Genomic DNA, 19,128 nt, shown 5'->3' on the forward strand with positions numbered 1-19,128 from the left:
TCCTATGAATATTTTTATTTATCTTTCTTTACTGTGTCTGGGTATCCGCCTCTGTGTCCTCTGCCGTAAACGGATTTGTATCCCTTACTGTATCCGAAGCAGTCTTTCCAGTCTCATTGATTACGGATTTACTGATATTCTTTACGGTCTGTGTTGTCTCATAATCTTCTACATCAAATAAATACTGATGCAGTAAATTCACATTGGTTTCCAGATCTGTAGGAACTACTACATCGCCAAGCTTTCCTCCCATACGCTCTGTCGTAAGCTGGAATGGCCATCCCTGTGTATCTGCCAGTTCGTAGTCTTTGATGCCTGCTGCCAGTCCCAAGATTTCAGAACTGCTAAGACTTGTGGAAATATCCGGGAATAATTCATCAATCACCTTATTTAATGTAGGAAGACTGGCTGCTTTTGCCTTCTCGACTATTTTACTGATAACGGTTCTCTGACGCTCGGTACGGCCGTAGTCATCACCACCGCTGTAACGGTCACGGCAATAAGCCAATGCCTGGATTCCGTTCACTGTCTGAAGTCCAGGTCCGGAAACGGCTGTTCCATTGGTTCCCATTACCTCATTCATCTCATTGATATATATTTTCATGGTTTCTGCTTCTTTGGAGGTAATATCAAGTTCAATTCCGCCCAGTGCATCTACCACTTCCATAACTGCATTAAAGTCCACAGCTACATACTCTTTAATATCCAGATCAAGATTCTTATTCAATGCTGCAACTGCACCGGTCGGACCGCCTTTTGCATATGCTGCATTGAGTTTTCTTAAATGGTCATCATCATCTACTGCCAGGAAGGAATCACGGTAAACCGATATCAGTCTTACTTCCTTCGTATCATTATTAATACTTGCAATCATGATACAGTCACTGTTTCCGGACTCATATTTACCGGTACTGCGGTTATCAATACCAAATAACGCAATGTTCGTATAACCATCTAACAATTCCTGGGTTTTGGCATCAATATTAATATTCAGCTTATCTTCATCCAAATCACCGGTATTATTGAGTTTGTTTAATTTAATAATTACAAATAATGCTGCCAGAAGAATTAAGATAACCAATACTTCTATTATAAAAAGAATCAATTTTCTCTTTCTTCTCTGGCGTCTGGTCATTTTCTTTCTTTTACGGTTTCTATTATTACTACTTGTACTCATAAGTCATCTCCATTATCTTATTTTCCTGATGTTAAACAGTTTCTATTCATTTTTTCAAAACAATTGAAACTAATATATAACAAAACACTTTTTGTGTCAATATTATCCATGATAGCTTAATATCCTTTTTAGAAAAATTAAGCGATTCTTAATCATTACACCCACGCTGTTATGGGAAAAATCGGATACATTCTTTTCATGCCTCCGGTAAAGAATCAATGGTTCCTTTAAAAATACCGTGCGGTGATATTTCAAATCACATTTCACACCAATCCACTGATCATGCATGGTAACATCCTTCGGAATCGGAAGTACTGCATCCAATACCTCTTTCCGAAATGCCATGCAGCAGCCCATATAGGTATTCTTAATAATATTTTTAATCGCACCTCTTCCACTGTGGCGGTAAACAAAAAAGGACGGCATCAGTGTCTCTTTGCATGCAGCATCTGTCACTCTGGCATCATGAACCACAACCATGGCTTTCTTCCTCCGGAATACTTCCATGACTTTCTCTACTTTATCCGGCATCCAGACATCATCCTGGTCTGCAAGAAAAATATAATCGCCCTGGCACGCCCTAAGTCCTGCTTCCACATTGGCAATAACGCCTTCACCCGGTCCTTCCATAACACGGATTCTGGCATCCTGTTCCTGATAGGACTTAAGGATTTCCCTCGTAGTATCCAGTGAACCATCATCCGATACCACCAGTTCATCACCCAGTCCGATATTTTTAAGTATGCTGTCTATCTGTTCTCTGATATAGGTTTCTCCGTTATAGGTTACTACTAAGACCGATATCATTCTCTCTCTTCCTCTCCTGTAAGAAACAGTGTTTCATACTGCTGTACAATTGCTTCCCAGCTATACCATTTCTTCATTCTGTCCTTCGCTTTCCGGCCAAGCTCCTCCCGCTCTGCTTCATCCATAGTATCCGCCTTCTGAATCAGTGTGGCAAGATTTCCGTTTTCCTTATTCCAGTACAGTGCGGCATCTTCTCCCACTTCTTTATTAAAGCCCACATCTAAAAGCAGGTTCAGTTTTGTGGTGCTGAGTGCCTCAAGAAGGGATGGATTGGTTCCTCCCACCTCATGTCCATGGAAATATCCATAAGCAAAGTAGCGGATTTCTGCCAGCAATGCAGCATCATACACGGTTCCTGCAAATTTAATCCGCTTATCATTTAAAAAGCCGGTTTTCTCTTTTAAACTTTCATAAAAAGCATTTTCTTCCACATTTGTGATAATTACAAGATCTTTTGTGGAATCAGATGCCATAAATTCCCGAATCATTGTCTCGTAATTATTTTCCGGGACAAATCTTCCGACGATAAGATAATAATTTTCTTTTCTGATATCAAACTTCTGATACCATGCCAGCAACTCCTCTGTTGGTTCACCTGCTTTATAAGATAGTGTTCCATATGCGATAAATGTGGTCTTCGGCTGATATTTATGATATTCATCCCTGATATACTGTTCAATATTCTTTGAATCACAGACTAATAAATCTGCATGCTTTACCATTCCCTTTTCCGAATATTTCCAGTATTTACGAATCCATTTATTCCATTTTGCCCGCATAAATTCATGTCCATCCGGGTTTACATAAAGTGTACCAGACAACCGGTGCAGCTGCCTTTTAAAGTGCCCCACAAATGGTCCTATTCTGCATGCCAGCACATAGACAACGGCATCCTCTATCTTTTCTTTTTTAATTTTCTGAATGCAGTAACGAAATGCTGCCAAATCATAATACACGGCTCTCGCTGGTCCGATATCCGGCACCTTCACCCGGAAGCATTTCGCATTATGATAAGTAAATTCTTCATTATGGTCGGACATACACGCCACATGGTACTGAATTTCTTCACTGACTGCCTGTCCGGTCAGATTCTCTACAAATGTCTCGAACCCGCCGTAAGCCGCCGGAATTCCTTTACTGCCTATAATAAATACATGTTTCATTTTCTATCCCTTATAAACTGCTGTAAGTTTTGCATCCAGCATAATCTGATATCCCGCTTTTTTCAGACGTCCGGCAAAATCTATTGCCCGCTCTAACGGTTCTTTATCCAGCGCAATTCCGCCAGCCTTAAGATATGCTTCTTTCTTTATGATACACTGTTCCAGCGGAACGGCGCTGACATTCTGCGGAAGCACTGCCCGGTTGAAATATCCCTTGAAGCAGACCGGAAGTTTTTCAAAAAGATATCCCATCTTTCCATCCGGTAATACGCCAATGCCTGCCGAAACTAACTTCCGGTGTTTTTTAAACCGGACACCTGTCAGTCCCACTTTATTTAAACAGGCATATTGTGCCAGTTCTTTTCGTTCTCTCTCCCCAAGCAATCTGGTGCGACGGCTGTCATAAATGAAAAGATATTCCCTTGTGCTGTTTTCTACCAATTCATTTAAAGCATCTTTTTCCTTTATTTCCGCAAGATTAATAAGCTCCGGCTCCGGAACTTCCTGTTCATAAATCACTTCATAAGAATTATGCCCCTGGGCTTCTTTAATCTCTGCCGGGATTTTCCGCCTCTGCACGTAAGCTTCCAATGCCCGCTTTCCCGCATCATAGGCATAATCCTTGGACAGGGAACTGCCTGCCGTGGAACCACTGTGTATTCTCCAATGATAAAGAATCTTTCGAATATGATAAATGGCAGCCGTCTGCTCTGTCAGGCGGAGCACCAGTTCATAGTCCTGGGCACCATCATAGCAGGGATTGAAATCCCCCACCTTCTCTAGCAGGGTCTTCTTTACCACCAGAAAATGGCAGATATAATTATAATGCATCAGCAATTCCGGATTATAATCCGTCTTAAAATGCGGCCGGCTGTGTATCCCGGATTCTGCATCAATCTTATCTTCATCGGAATAAATCACCTGTGCATCCGGATGGGCATTTAACATCCGCACCACTTCATAAAGGGCATTGGCAGCCAGCACATCATCATGGTCCAATAATCCGATATATTCACCTATTGCCATCGCAACTGCCTCATTGGTATTCTCTGAAATCCCACCATTTTCCAACAGTCTGCGGTAACGTATTCTTGCATCCTCTTTATAATTTTCTGCAAGAAAACGTTCGATTTTATCGGTAGGGCTTCCATCTGCAAGACACAGTTCCCAGTTTTCATAGGACTGTCCCAGCATGCCCTCTATCAGTTCCCGTAAGAAGCACTCCGGTGTCTCATATAATGGTACTACAACAGAAACCAGCGGCATATGTTCAAACAACGTATTCCGCTGCACCTTCCATTCTTCTTTTGTCACCATATAATTCTGCCAGTTTTTCGTATATTCATGGTCTATGGGCTCATATTTTGTTTCCATTACTTTAATCGCCAGTCCCCGGAGTCCATGCTTGCGTATCATTCCAACTGCATATGCAGCCTTTTTCGTTAATCCCATTGCTTACTTCGATCCTTTTCCTGTTACAACAACCTGAATGGTCTTAAACAAGATTTTAATATCCAATGCCAGTGACCAGTTTGTAATATAGTAGGTATCCAGCTGTACCACTTCTTCAAAATCCGTAATGTCACTTCTTCCACTGACCTGCCACATTCCGGTAAGCCCCGGCTTAATTCCGAGTCTTGCCCGGTGCCTTGCCTCATATCCGGCAAATTCTTCCTCCGTCGGCGGTCTTGTGCCTACCAGACTCATATCCCCTTTTAAAATATTCCAGAACTGTGGCAGTTCATCAATGGAAAACTTCCGCATGAACCTGCCAACCGGAAATACTCTCGGATCATCTTCCATCTTAAACATCAGCCCTGACATCTCATTCTGCCCCATCAGCTCTTTTTTCTGTTCTTCTGCATTTACATTCATGGAACGGAATTTATAAAAGCGGAATTTCCTGCCATTTTTTCCCACACGAATCTGAGAAAAGAAAATCGGTCCCGGTGACTGCTTCTTAATAATCGGTGCAAAAATAATGGTAGCAATACCGGCAATCACCAATCCCACAAAACCGCCTACAATGTCCATCAGACGTTTAAAAAACAACTGACGTGGTGTTGCAATACACATACTGGAAGTTAAAACCATATAATTTCCACACTGCTCGATTACTTTATTCGGCATCAGCTTGGAAGCATGTACCAGATTAAAATGTACCGTAACGCCCATTTCCAGCAGATCATCTGCCAGTGCCTGGCTGCTGGCTATCGTATTGCCATTGATAAATACTTCATCTACCACATTATTTTTTACATATTCAAAGAAATCATCTGCATTTGCTACCACCGGAATGCCCCGGATAATTTCTCCCTTACGCATTGCATCCACTACAACAACTCCGTGCACGGCAAATTCCCGATATGGCAGATTTTCAAATTCCTTAAGACAGCTCTCCACCAGTTCATCTGTCGTTACCACTATCATGGCAGACAGATTTCTGTCATTCATCATCTTTTTCTTAATAAAATTCTTAAGCCCGGAACGACCGACAAATTCAAAAATCATAGACAGTCCCCAAAACATCAGGAAAATCTGTCTGGAAAAGTCAGACTGTCTGGTCCAGTATCCATATACCATCATTCCGGCAACAATGATTGTTGTATGAATAACAACATGCTTAAATTCCTGCGTATTCTTTCTCCGCAGAATGCTCTTATAGGATTCGCCGAAAAATACCACGCAGATATCAATCAAAATAAGGACTACCGCTAATCGCTGATATTCCTCATTTAAAAACTCATTTTTTCTTCCAAAACGCATAAAATAGGATAAGGCATATGCAAGTTCCAGACAGATAATATCCAGAATCGTAAAGTCAAGATGCTTCATCCAGCTTTTTCGTTCTTTTTTATACATAATCTATTCCCTCTTATGCAATACAAGCCATCTTTTTAGGAATATTATACCAGTCCTACCCTGTCAGGTACAACCGAATTCTTTCTTAATTTTCTGTGAAAAAAGTATGTTCTTCTTCTGTCAAATGCTGTTTCTGTGAATATACAGCCAGCTTTCCGAATAGTCTTTCCGTTCTTTCTCACTCATCTTCCCATATTTCTCATAAGGAATCTTTGCCAGAACCATCTTTTCATTTCCACATTTAAAACATTCCACTTCATTTCTTCTTGAAACCGTCCGTATCCAGCCACATTTCGGACAAATATAAACTTTCATCATGTGTAACTCTACCTCCCTGTTACTTGTTTTTCTCTATACTCAGTTACAAAGTTACCACTTTCTTACAAATTCTGCAATGCCTTAGTGCTTTTGTCCCAGGGAATAATCTGTCCGGTAACGGGTCAGTCCGGGATGATAATAGGGATCTCCCTGCTTTAAAATATCAATCCAGCGGGTTCTCATATATTCAATCTCTTCCTGAAAACGGCGTACTTTCTCCTCTGTATCCTCCTGTCCTCTGGACTTTGATTCATAATGGTACGCTTCTACGGATGGTTCATATATAATAAGATAACCCTTCTTCCGGATTTTAAGACACAAATCCACATCATTAAATGCTACTGATAAAGCTTCGCAGAATCCGTCCACCTCACGGAACACCTTTGCCGGCACCATAAGAAATGCTGCTGTTGCTGCACTTAAATTCTGCCGCAGGCTGGCTCTATACATATACCCACTATCGCTGCGTACCTGTCCTACACACATATTGGCTGCAATTCCTCTGGCATGTCCACCGATGCCTATGACAATTCCGGCATGCTGTATCGTATCATCCGGGTAATAAAGCTTTGCTCCCACTGCTCCGGTATTTTCTTTTCCGCACAGGGTAAGCATCCGTTCCATGTAATCCTTTGTTATAATCTCAATATCATTGTTTAAGAACAAAAGATATTCACCCTTTGCATAGGATGCTCCATAGTTATTAATGGCTGAATAATTAAAAGTACCCGGTATTTCAGGTTTCCATTCTACCACGCGGATATCCGGATACTGCATCTGCAGCTCTTTATAATAATCAAAGATTTCTTCGCTTTTACTGTTATTTTCTATAATGATAATCTCATAATTCCGGTAGCTGCCCTGCCGAATGGATGTGATGCATTTTTCCAAAGAAGCTTTTTCGTCTTTATTCGGTATCAGAATAGATACCAGTGGCTGCTTCTTTTCGTGACTACCCGCTGCCATAGAGGCATGTTCTACTCTCGGTGCATGCTCCGCCTTTGTATGATAAAGCACTTTGGGAATATGGATGATACTATCGGACTGCTTTGCCGCCCGGCAGATCAGTTCTTCTATTGCAGGATTTCCGTCATTTTCTTTCAGTGCCTGCAGGAATACCGTTTTTCTGATGCAGCATAAATGTCTGATATAACAGTAGTTTTCCAGATAATCCGGGCTGAAGTCCGGCTTTAAAAGAGGCTCTGCTGTCTCCGTTGTCTTTGATTCATCCGGACATCTGACATCTTCATCCGTATAAATCAAATCCGGATTTCCGATTTCTTCCCAGTGAATTCCTGACTGCTTTGTCTCTTTTGGAAAAGCAATGGCATGGGCAAGCTCGTATAAAGCATCCGGTTCTATGGTGTCACCCGCCTCAATAAGAGCTGCGTATTCCCCGGAAAGTTCTATTTCTTTTCCGGTACAGAGCTTATCGATACAGGTTAGATTCCAGTTGGTATAGCTCTGCTGTTCTAACATAGCCAACGCATCTTCTCTATTTTCTCCCATATAAACACAACTGATAAGCGGTCGATAGGACCACTTATCAGATTCTTTTGTCTGTATCTTAAGTTGTGCTTCTGTTACCTTATGGCCTGCTGCATATTCCGCATAGGAAATCTGCTCCGGTTCTCCTTTTTCTTTCAGGCGGATGAAGAATTCCTTTAAACCATAATTTTTTAAATATCGGAAACCTTTTCTGAGGTTATAAAGGCTCAGTTTCATCTTGTCTCCTTTTTTCACTGCTCTAATCTCACTGCGCTAATCTCGTCGTTCTAATCAGGCAGCTTTATTTTCTAAAATTAATCTCTGTCATAAATATCTCTGGTATATACCTTGTCCTGCACATCCTCTAAGTCTGCACTGTTACGGTTGGATACAATAACATCGGACATCTTCTTGAACTCGTCTAAGTCACGGATTACTTTGGAATTATAGAAGCTGTCATCCTTTAAGGTTGGCTCATAAATCACTACTTCAATGCCCTTTGCTTTCAGACGTTTCATAACGCCCTGAATAGAAGACTGGCGGAAGTTATCGGAATTGGTCTTCATGGTCAGACGATAAATACCTACTACAGAAGGATTTCTATCTAAAATCTGCTGTGCAATGAAATCTTTTCTTGTCGTATTGGCCGCAACGATTGCTCCGATAATATTATTTGGAACGTCCGCATAATTTGCCAGTAACTGCTTGGTATCCTTTGGCAGGCAGTATCCGCCATATCCGAAGGACGGATTGTTATAATAGTTACCGATTCGCGGGTCTAAGCCTACGCCTTCGATAATCTGTCTGGTATTTAATCCTCTTACCTCTGCATAGGTATCCAGCTCATTAAAATAGGAAACACGCAGTGCAAGATAAGTATTTGCAAATAATTTGATTGCTTCTGCCTCGGTGAGGTGTGCTAATAATACCGGAATATCCTCTTTGATAGCACCCTGTTTTAATAAGCCCGCGAACTCTTCTGCCTTTGCCCTTAAGCTTTCATCCTCTTTCGGATATCCCACTACGATACGGGATGGATAGAGGTTATCATATAATGCTCTTCCTTCTCTTAAGAATTCCGGAGAGAAGATGATATTTTTGCTGCCAAACTGCGCTCTTACTTTTTCGGTATAGCCAACCGGAACTGTAGATTTGATAACCATAATTGCATCCGGTGCATATTCCATAACCAGCTTGATTACGGCTTCTACGGATGATGTATCAAAGTAATTCTTCTTCTCATCATAGTTGGTCGGAGTGGAAATGATAATAAAATCTGCTCCTTCATATGCTGCCTTTGCATCTGTGGTAGCCCGCAGATTCAATGGTTTCTCTGCTAAATATTCTTCAATCTCCTTATCGACGATTGGAGATTTCTTATGATTAATCAGATCGACCTTCTCTTCAACAATGTCGACTGCCCATACCTCATTATTCTGTGCTAATAAAATGGAATTTGACAATCCCACATAACCGGTTCCTGCTACTGCAATTTTCATGTGTATCCTCCTTATTTTTCATTGTGTTTCAATTTTCCAAATATCATGCGTACTTCTTCACGCACCAGTTCATCCCCTAAGATTAAAAGCATAATGCCATAGGTTACTACTCCAATGATAATCATCAGTAACATATAAATCAAATAACTGCTGAAAGTTACCTTCTGAAACAGCACATATGCAATGACCATCGGAACGGATGCGGTGACATATTTCCAGACACCCTGCATCATTCCCTTAAACGGTATCATCTTATGTCCTAAGATAATGCAGATTAACATTACCATTGCCTCTGCCAGTACGGTAGCAATTGCTGCTCCATCGTAGCTTAATACCGGAATCAGCAGGTAGTTAATGATAAGGTTACTGATTGCACCACCCAAGGTTGCCCAGAAAATAATCTTCTCTTTCTTCTTTGGCATAAATATCTGATATGCAATAAAGCCGTTAATCGGCGAGAAGAACAAATTGATGGCAAGAATTCTAGAAGTTGTAACACTCGGGAAAAACTCGCTGTAATTCTTACCGGATATCAGATGAATGACTTCCGGCGAAATCAAAAGCATACCCACCATACATGGTACAATTAACATCATCATAAAACGGAATGCCTGTTTTAACAGCCGGTCAAAGTTATCCTTCTGATCATTTTCAAGATAATATGCCATCCGGGGCATGATAACCGTACTCAGAGATTTAATCAGCGTACACAAAACCTGATTCATCTTCGATGCCGTTGTATAGATTCCCGCATCCTTATCTCCCTTCATCCATCCTAACATTGTAATATCGGAATTGAGATAAATAACAGATGCAATCGAAACGCCAAACATATATACCATCGGTTTCATATGAACCTTGATATCAGCCCAATGGACTCTTGTTTCAAATAAATGGATGTAATGTCTGCTGTGAATAAAATTCAGCACACCGGAGCCAACGGTAGATACCGCAGTCAATACCACATACCATGCCACATCACCTTCATTCCGCACCAGCACAAATAGCATTACAAGTGCTACTACCTGGAAAATAACGGAACGAATCGTAATATATTCATACTCTTCCAACAGTTCATAAAGCCATTCCATACCAAGGGTGGTAAATAGAATCGTAGAACTGCTGATTAACAGCAGCATTTCATAGCCGTCAAACTTCGGCAGGAACAACGCACCTGCAAATCCGATATAAGCAAGCACCGTAAATACCAGATTGATGAAAAACATTTCCGAAGCAAATTTATTTAATTTTGCTTTATCATCACGGATTTTTGCGCCCTCTGTAATGGCATAATTATTGACACCAAAGGATGCTATCAGCTGAAAATAGCTGACAATGGATGCTACATAGGCAGCCCGTCCTACTCCGGCAGAATTCAGTACCCGCGTTGCATACGGATAGGTAATCAGTGGGAATAATATCGTCATCAAAACCCGAATCAGATTCATTATAAAGTTAAATTTGATTGATTTTACTTCTTTCACAATATGTCCTCGCTGTTACTTCTGCATTACCTCTAAATGTTCCAAGAGAATTCCAAGCGATTTAATCTGATTCTCCAGATTAAAGATTTCTTTTTTACGCTCGGTCTTATAAATATAATCCGTAGAGATATCCTCAAGATGAAGAATTCTTACCTCCGGGCAGTATACCATCGGTATTCCCGCTTCTTTACATCTTAAATATAAAAGTTCTTCTTCCCGGAACATAAAGGTATCCGGCACGAATGCATCTTTATATTTTGTAAGATAAATCGGCGAGAAAATCAGACAGCAGCCATGCAGTACCAGCTCATCCTGATATTCCAAGGAGCCTTCTGTGCAGTCTTCATGTTTCTTTAATTCCGGCATGACATGAATCTTTCCAAGGAAGATGCGAAGCAGCAGCTTTGCTCTGTCCCAAAGATTCCAAAGCGGATAAATAGAAGAGGTAATGTGTTTTAATCTCGTCTCATATACATGGCGTTCTTTTTTCAAACCCTCAATGGATGCAATTTCATAATACATGGCATTTTCCCTGCCATCCTTTAATTCAATATGCGGTCCCATTACTGCAAACTGATGGGCTTCATAGGCTGCCTCCACCAGCTGTGCAAAGTTATCCTGCAATAAAATCACATCATTGTTCATTACACAGATAAAATCGCAGTGCAGCTCTTCTCTTGCATATACATAGCCAAGATTGTTGCCTTTGGCAAAGCCGAGATTTTCCTTGCTCAAAAGAACACTTACATGCTCTGTATCTTTATAGCACTCTGCTAAATCTTTGCCGGTTCCGTTGCCGGATGCATTATCTACTACCACAATTTCATAATCAGCCTGTGCCATTTTCTCCTGAATTGCCGCAATACACTTCTTTGTCATATCAAGAGTACAGTAATGCAATACCACAAAGCCAAATTTTTTCTTCTCACTCATCTTTGATTCCATCCATTCCAGATATCTTAATTGTGTAATAATAAACTGTCAATGAACAGCCATTTTACATGGCATACAAAATACCAAAGCATTGCCTTCCGGTATAATTTTAATGCCTTTTTATCAGACATCTTTCCGGTCTTGCAATATTCTAACCACGCCTCGGATACTGTAAGTCCGTCTTTTTTTATCTTTTCCTCATAGAAAGCCACCTTTTCTCCGGCTGGCTGTTCCTTACATTTATGCATAAAACTCATATCTGCCCGGTGACGTACGAGACTGTAGCGGATAAATTCCGGTGCAATCTTCTGCTCCAAGTCATAGTCCATCAAATTTCTAAGATAGTTGATAAACCGGGAATTTCCCGTCCAGATGCCGTCTCCGGTCTGACGATAGCTCGCCATAATATCCGGCATATAATATACATCCCCATGCTTGATAAAACAGAACGTAATGGTATTATCATTAAAATAATCTGCTACCACATCCATCGGAATATCCTTGATATAGGCACTTCGCATCAGAATAGAATCCGGATGGAAATAGAAACGTCCCCAATAGGTTTTTCCCTTTAATTTCATCGTATGATTGCAGTTTAAAAATGGTGTATTTTCTTTCGTCTTCTCATCATAGGCATAGACATTGTGGGCACAGACTGCATATTTTGCATTTTCCGGCTGATCCATAATCTCTACCTGCTTCTGCAGTTTATGGTCATCGATATAGAAATCATCCCCATCGAGATAAGCAAAATACTCTCCCTTTACATACTGCAAAAGATTCAGACGGTTTCTTGATGCCCGCTGGCTGCTGTTGTATTTCACACCAGGTTCCCGGTCCATCACATAAATTTCCATTCTGTCCGGATATTTCTGCTTCCATTTCTGTAATTTTGCCATGGTGCCATCGGTAGAACCATCGTCACCAATCAGCACCTCAAAATCAAAATCACATTTCTGGTCAAAAACACTCTGCAATGCCTCATCCACATAATCTTCCTGATTATAAAAAGTCACAAGGACGCTTACTTTCATACTATCCTCCAGTGCCTACAATGTAATTGAGTAGGTCAGGTTATTACAATAGGAACTTCCGAAGTCTTCTTTACTGGTAATCAGTCCCATATTCAGATAATTACCCAAATCTTCGGTTGCTGTTCCCCAGGAAATCCGTTTATAGCCACGATTCTTCATTTCCACAATCATGGAATAATACATAAAGGTCATCGGGCTTAATTTATTAAACGCCTGTCTTGCAGCAAGATACTGTGTATGGGCACAGCCTACTTTATCGAAATAAAACATCATGGAGCCAGCTAACATTTCATCCTCTTTGAAAATGCCAAAGAAGCCACATTCCTTCGGAAAACGGTCATTCTTGAAATCTAAAAGCTCTGCTAAAGTATGTACCGGTTTGGTATCATACTTGGAAAGGTTCTCACAGAGAATATCATAGAATTCTTTAATCTCATCATCTGTCGTCAGCGGTCTGCATTCCAGACCTTCCTTCTCACAGTTGTGTACATTGGTACGTTTTCCCTGTGCAAAGTTAGATAGAATTGCCTCTTTATAGGTAGCATAGTTTACATAAGTGCTCAGTTCCTTATGCTCCGTATAGCCTGCATGCTGGAATGCATACTGGAATAAATCACTTTCTACTTCTGAGAAAATATCGGAAGTCATCTTAAGGTAAGCCTCATCATAGCCCTGCTCCTTAAGATAATCCTTTAATTCTTCTACTAATACCACTACATGTTTGGCATTGTGATGCTTCTTGTCGATAATGATACCGCCAAAGGTGGTTCCTTTGTGGGAGAAAAAAACCTTTTTTCCATCCTGCTCTAATTCACATGCCGGAATCAGTGCTGCGATATTATTTTTCTCATTATATACTACCAAAGATACATCTTTAAATCTGCCTGCCGGATGATAATTGAAGAACCGGCGGCTCTGTAAAAAGGTTCCGTTTATGGATTTTTCTGTGATAAATTTATCCCACTGTTCCTCTAAACTGTCCTCATATTTTTCAAATCGAAACATAGTCTCTCCTCTTCTATTTGAATGCATTGATTGCATCAATAACATATCCGGTTTCTTCCTCTGTCATTCCATAGTACATCGGAATGCTAAGCTCTGTTGCAGAAATCTCTTCTGCCAGTGGAAGCTCTCCCTTTTTGATGCCAAGGCTTTCATATGCGCCCTGCAGATGCATTGGAATCGGATAATGTTTATTGGTTCCAATTCCCTTTTCATTTAAGAACTTCTCTAATTCATCCCTGCGTGCACAGCGGATTGCAAAGATGTGGAATACATGCTTCGTATCCGGCATTATAGTTGGCAGAGCGATTTCCGGATTCTTAATTCCGGCAAGATATTTCTCTGCTGTCTCAATACGGTTTGCATTCCAGCGGTCTAAGTTCTTTAATTTAATTCTTAAGAAAGCTGCCTGCATCTCATCCAGTCTGGAGTTATTTCCCTGATAGATATGATGATATTTATAATCAGAACCATAGTTGCCAAGGGCACGTACTTTATCTGCCAGCTCTTTATCATTGGTTACAAAAGCTCCTGCATCTCCTAATGCGCCTAAGTTCTTGCCCGGATAAAAACTGAATCCGGCTCCGTCTCCAAGACTACCCACATGTTTTCCCTTATAGAGTGCACCATGTGCCTGTGCAGAATCTTCAATTACTTTCAGATTATGGCGTTTTGCAATCTCCATGATTTCATCCATTGGTGCCGGCTGTCCATAAAGATGTACTGCCATAATTGCTTTGGTCTTATCGGTAATCTTCTCTTCGATTCTTGCCGGGTCAATGTCAAAGGACTCTAAAGCCGGCTCTACAAATACCGGAGTTGCACCTGTATAAGAAACTGCCAGTGCAGTTGCAATAAAGGTATTGGATGGAACAATGACTTCATCGCCTGTCCCGATTCCATATGCTTTCAGTGGAAGGAACAGTGCATCCAGTCCGTTTCCTACACCGACACAGTATTTCACGCCACAATATGCGGCATACTCTTCTTCAAACTTTGCTAATTCTTCTCCCTGGATAAACCAGTTTTTCGCTAAAACCTGCTGAAATTTTCCGGTAAGTTCGTCCTTGATTTCATCATGCATTTTCTCAAATGACACAAATGGTATTTTCATGGCAATTCTCCTTTACTTATCCTTATTTTCCTCTTTTACAAATGCAAGGAATTTATCGTAATCCCTGATATAATCATTTTCATCATAATATTCTGATGCCAGTACCATCAGCACTGCATCCTCGGAGAAATCATACATTTCCCGCCACATATTATTTGCAATATATAAGCCTTCATATGGCTTGTCCAATAAGACCTCTGCCGTCTCACTGCCGTTATCCAGATGAATCTTACAGGTTCCATGAATCGGAATCAGAATCTGTTCTAAACACCGGTGTGCATGATAGCCTCTTCGTACACCATCTACGGTATCATACATATAGTAAACACGCTTAATTTCAAATGGAATATCACGCATCTCTTCCAATGCTACCAGCTGACCGCGTTCATCCCCATGCTGCTGAAATCTGTACTTAATCACTTCCATGGACATTCTCCTTCTTCCACATTCCTGTGTTCTGCTTTTCTCGTTTCTTTTCTATGTTACTTTCTATTTTCGCTCTTATTTTAGTTCCTGTTTCAATTCTCTTCTTACTCTGCTTTTTCTTTGCCGAATTCCGGATTATCCAAAAATCCCTTCTGCTGATGTGCCGGCTGGTATGCGCCTTTTCGCACCTGCAACATATGGCTTACAAGATAACGGATGGCATCCGGATTGCGGAACAGCCGTAACAAAGTACGAAGATAAAGATTTCTGATTTTATATAATCCCAATACCTTTTTCTGCTTCTTCACATATGGATTATCGCTGTACTGCTCCTGAATCATGGCATAGAACCGGTCTACATCCTGTGCAAGAAGCTCTGAGAAGCTGCTTTTCTTCTTAGTGGATACTCCGGTATCGGCCTCATACCATACCAGATAATCCGGGAAGAAATGCATCGGTCTGCCATCTAAGCCTGCCATCATCTGAAAAATGTCTTCCGCATAGATTACCGTTCCCTCAATCTTCTTAAGATAGGTCATATAATAGTCTACGGTATAACAGGTACATGCACCGGAAGCATTATCACGATACAGCACCAGATTCTTTACAATCTTATCCACATTCCAGCTCTTATATGGAGATAAATCAAAAGGATGCGGAAATTCCACATAATCAACACCGCCATCTTCCCTGCGGCAATAACCCCGCATCAGTCCAAAGCAGGACTCATACCGGTTCTCTTCCATAAAGTCATACACCTGCTGCAGGGTATGTTCATTATAGAATGCATCCCCCGGTCCAAAATCCCGGACATATTTACCCTTTGCCTTTGCCAGACCATCTATGAGGTTCTTTACCGTTCCCTGATTCTTCTCATGAGGAATAAGGGTATAATTCGCAAACTGGTGTGCCGCAAAATATGCTTCTATCTTATCAAAACAGTTTTCTTCTGAACCATCATCTGAGACTACGATTTCATAATCCTTAAAGGTCTGTGCCATGACAGAATCCAGTGTAACTAATAATTTCTTCCAGTCCGGATGATAGGTTACGATTAAAACAGTAAATTTCATCGTTGCTCCTTCTTGTTAACTTATACAGTTTACTATGTTTTCTTAAAATTTGCAACTTATAGCCTTCCGATGAGGAATACCAGACGCACAAATATCTCATCTACGACTTTCTGTCTTAACTTCTTCGGATAAAAAACCTTGCGCAGTGCAATCAGCGGATGAAAACCATCCCTGGTAAAAAGTGCCAGTGCCTTCTGATTTTCCGGGGTCAGTTTTTCATTGTAAAGTTCACTGTATTCCTTAATCTGCTCATGAATATGATGGAAATAGTGATTCAGGAAAAAACGTTTAAAACGCCAGATCTGGAACTTAATAAAGCTGTCCCCACCATCACTGACATTATTATTGTGTCTGCGGTATTTTACCGTCGGACGCTCATCATAGATTACTTCGCCCATTCCAGCACAGACCATATACATCCACCAGTCATGTCCGGTAGATTTCTCCGGCATCTGCTCTGTTACCATGTCCTTTGCTTTGCGGTTAAATACACTGTTAAAGCCAAGAGACACACAATCCACCAATGAATTCACAAAAGAAATATTCGGCGTCTTCCCATCCCGGTGCGCCATGAAATTTAAATCTCCGTCATAGAAATCATAATTGGAAAAATACAATACCGGCACATCTTCCCTTGCATGTTCTAATTTTTCCACTGCCATCTTAATCTTGTCTTCAAACCAGACATCATCCTGGTCACTGAAAGCATAATAATCTGCTTCGCCGCCATTTGCAATGAGCCATTCAAAGCTTTTTACGAAGCCCACATTCTCTCCTGCTTCCAAATGAAGCAGTCCTTTTTCTTCATATTCCCTTACAATTGCAAGGGTTCCATCTTTAGAGCCGTCATCCCGGACATAAAGTTCCACATTGGGATAGGACTGATTTAAAATACTGTCAATCTGCGCCTTAATATACTTTTCTCCGTTATAAGCAGCCAATAATACATTTACTTTTTTACTCATACAATTCCTTTCTTGCCACAAAACCTATCCCGGTATCATATATTCTCTCTAACGAATCAAAATAAGCCTGTTCATCCGCATAAATCTGGCTGTCTTTTAATACCAGTATATAGTTGGCACCGGATTCATTCAGGTGATTAAAATAATCCGTATGATCCGGGTCACTTTGTCCCCAGCCATAATACCGCTGGTCTGAAATTGCCTGATACCATAAATCATCTTCCCAGTATCCTGCCATCGGGACAATTTCCTCGCCCTTACAAATCAATTCATTATATACCCAGTGGTAAAGTTCTTCCTTTTCTTTGGAATATCCCGGCATTCCAAATGATACATAATTATAACGCAAAATATCATTAAAATCTTCTGCCTTGTAAGTAGAAATCATCAATTCACTATGCATGGCAATTTTCTCTTCTATTTTACCAAGATACATTCCTGTCAGGAACACCCACATCAGAAAGCTTCCGGTTATCAATACCTTTGTCTGCTTTTCTGCATAGACAACTGCATAGTAGACCAGCACCAGTGCAATCAGCCACAGCAGGAAATGAATCTTGTAAAAATAATAGGTAGATGCTTGTCCATTTACTGTCTTCAGGAAAAGATATAAAGCAAACAGAAGCGTATATGGTGCCAAAAACAATACCAGATTATTTTCTTTCTTCCTGCACATTCCATAGAATCCAAAGAGCATCAATGGAATAAACAGCACAAAGTTTGAAAACAAATCCCGGTAGCAGGCCCCCTCATTTACCAGTGCGGAAGATACCGTCACGCCATTGGTAAAGATACCTGCATATGTATAATAAAAACCTACCATACATGGGAACAGGAATACCGTCAGACAGATTGCCACGGTATCTTTGGATACCAGTTTCTTTGCTTTAAACTGTTTTACAAAAATGCAGGTGATCAAAGCAAAGAAGGTAACCGGCATAAACATGACGTAACATTCAAAAATGGCAAGACAGCCTAACATCAGGCATACAATATTCTGCCATTTTGGCATATCATCCTTTAAGTAAACATCTGTTAAAATGATAATCATTCCGATAACCGTTACACCCATGCCAAGGTAAACAAAGCCGTAGAGCATGGCGCACAGCGGATAACCAATCATATAGATAAAGGACAGGGCATAAGCTGCCACTCTGCCAAACCGGTCTTTGCTTAACCTTCTTGCAATTCCATAGAAGATAAATGCCGACATCATCAGCTGTATCAGTTCGCTCAAGACAAAGAAACGATAGAAATAGTCCACCGGTGCAAATGGAGCTAAGAATTCGAAAAGCAGTCCGTTTAACACCGTCTCATAAAACATACTGGTTACGGTTCCGGTCTCTACTAAATCCATAGCTGCCCGGAAATGATTTGCCGGATCAATGGTCAGGAAATTAATATTAAAAGCCATTCCGCCATATCTTACCTTGGCAAATATTGCAATAATTGCCACTGCGGTTACAAGAAATGCTGCATCTGCTATGGCAAACTCATACCTCTGCCATTTCTTTTTCTTTACGATAAAGAACCAGAGTAATCCGCCGGTAAGCAAATCAATGATTCCCATTGAAATAATATTAACCGGAATATGAATCACATTCAGTATTGCTGCCCAGAAAGTGTGATAGCAGTTCATCAGAATCAACAGCAATACCATCCATGTCATTCCTGCCTGCTTCCGCTCTGACTTATAGCTAAAGAATGCACCACTTAAAAGTGCCAGCACTGCTATTCCATAAAAAATTGTAGTTCCAAAGTTCCATCCCATCGTATGTTATCT

General features: G+C 40.7%; 17 protein-coding genes. All 17 read right to left on the reverse strand.

Features of this window, described 5'->3' with window-relative positions; translation table 11 throughout:
- Nucleotides 1-28 precede the first annotated feature (28 nt).
- A complete protein-coding gene (locus DXB39_RS06195) occupies nt 29-1,177 on the reverse strand; it encodes an LCP family protein (protein WP_117840504.1) in 1,149 nt (382 codons plus the stop codon).
- A 102-nt stretch (nt 1,178-1,279) separates the two neighbouring features.
- On the reverse strand, nt 1,280-1,984 hold the full coding sequence (locus DXB39_RS06200; protein ID WP_117840502.1) for a glycosyltransferase family 2 protein: 705 nt from the start codon (nt 1,982-1,984) through the stop codon (nt 1,280-1,282).
- Nucleotides 1,981-3,147, reverse strand: a complete 1,167-nt coding sequence (gene cps2T, locus DXB39_RS06205) for a beta 1-4 rhamnosyltransferase Cps2T (RefSeq protein WP_117840500.1) — start codon at nt 3,145-3,147, stop codon at nt 1,981-1,983. Before cps2T ends, DXB39_RS06200 begins: the two co-directional genes overlap by 4 nt.
- 3 nt (nt 3,148-3,150) lie before the next feature.
- Nucleotides 3,151-4,599: a glycosyltransferase family 2 protein gene (locus DXB39_RS06210; protein WP_117840498.1), complete on the reverse strand. Its 1,449-nt coding sequence runs from the start codon at nt 4,597-4,599 to the stop codon at nt 3,151-3,153.
- A gap of 3 nt (nt 4,600-4,602) precedes the next feature.
- On the reverse strand, nt 4,603-6,009 hold the full coding sequence (locus DXB39_RS06215) for a sugar transferase (RefSeq protein ID WP_117840496.1): 1,407 nt from the start codon (nt 6,007-6,009) through the stop codon (nt 4,603-4,605).
- Between the two features lie 120 nt (nt 6,010-6,129).
- Nucleotides 6,130-6,327 (reverse strand): hypothetical protein, encoded by a 198-nt coding sequence (locus tag DXB39_RS06220; protein ID WP_022244445.1) that lies wholly within the window; start codon nt 6,325-6,327, stop codon nt 6,130-6,132.
- 81 nt (nt 6,328-6,408) lie between these two features.
- Nucleotides 6,409-8,052, reverse strand: coding sequence for a glycosyltransferase family 2 protein (locus tag DXB39_RS06225; RefSeq protein WP_117840494.1), 1,644 nt, complete (start codon nt 8,050-8,052; stop codon nt 6,409-6,411).
- A 77-nt stretch (nt 8,053-8,129) separates the two neighbouring features.
- On the reverse strand, nt 8,130-9,314 hold the full coding sequence (locus DXB39_RS06230) for a nucleotide sugar dehydrogenase (protein ID WP_022244447.1): 1,185 nt from the start codon (nt 9,312-9,314) through the stop codon (nt 8,130-8,132).
- A gap of 11 nt (nt 9,315-9,325) precedes the next feature.
- Complete coding sequence (locus DXB39_RS06235) at nt 9,326-10,798, reverse strand: flippase (protein WP_147343719.1); 1,473 nt, start codon at nt 10,796-10,798, stop codon at nt 9,326-9,328.
- A 15-nt stretch (nt 10,799-10,813) separates the two neighbouring features.
- On the reverse strand, nt 10,814-11,731 hold the full coding sequence (locus DXB39_RS06240; RefSeq protein WP_158561572.1) for a glycosyltransferase family 2 protein: 918 nt from the start codon (nt 11,729-11,731) through the stop codon (nt 10,814-10,816).
- A 26-nt stretch (nt 11,732-11,757) separates the two neighbouring features.
- A complete protein-coding gene (locus DXB39_RS06245; protein ID WP_117840490.1) occupies nt 11,758-12,765 on the reverse strand; it encodes a glycosyltransferase family 2 protein in 1,008 nt (335 codons plus the stop codon).
- 15 nt (nt 12,766-12,780) lie between these two features.
- Nucleotides 12,781-13,770, reverse strand: coding sequence for a GNAT family N-acetyltransferase (locus DXB39_RS06250; protein ID WP_117840488.1), 990 nt, complete (start codon nt 13,768-13,770; stop codon nt 12,781-12,783).
- A 13-nt stretch (nt 13,771-13,783) separates the two neighbouring features.
- Nucleotides 13,784-14,881, reverse strand: coding sequence for a DegT/DnrJ/EryC1/StrS family aminotransferase (locus DXB39_RS06255; protein WP_117840486.1), 1,098 nt, complete (start codon nt 14,879-14,881; stop codon nt 13,784-13,786).
- A 12-nt stretch (nt 14,882-14,893) separates the two neighbouring features.
- Complete coding sequence (locus tag DXB39_RS06260; protein ID WP_022244453.1) at nt 14,894-15,307, reverse strand: sugar 3,4-ketoisomerase; 414 nt, start codon at nt 15,305-15,307, stop codon at nt 14,894-14,896.
- Between the two features lie 104 nt (nt 15,308-15,411).
- Nucleotides 15,412-16,380, reverse strand: coding sequence for a glycosyltransferase family 2 protein (locus tag DXB39_RS06265; RefSeq protein ID WP_117840484.1), 969 nt, complete (start codon nt 16,378-16,380; stop codon nt 15,412-15,414).
- A gap of 56 nt (nt 16,381-16,436) precedes the next feature.
- Nucleotides 16,437-17,345 (reverse strand): glycosyltransferase family 2 protein, encoded by a 909-nt coding sequence (locus tag DXB39_RS06270; protein ID WP_117840482.1) that lies wholly within the window; start codon nt 17,343-17,345, stop codon nt 16,437-16,439.
- On the reverse strand, nt 17,338-19,116 hold the full coding sequence (locus tag DXB39_RS06275; RefSeq protein ID WP_117840480.1) for a hypothetical protein: 1,779 nt from the start codon (nt 19,114-19,116) through the stop codon (nt 17,338-17,340). The genes DXB39_RS06270 and DXB39_RS06275 overlap by 8 nt, the downstream gene beginning before the upstream one ends.
- Nucleotides 19,117-19,128 lie beyond the last annotated feature (12 nt).

Source organism: Roseburia sp. OM03-7AC (assembly GCF_003462625.1).
GTDB lineage: Bacteria > Bacillota > Clostridia > Lachnospirales > Lachnospiraceae > Roseburia_C > Roseburia_C amylophila.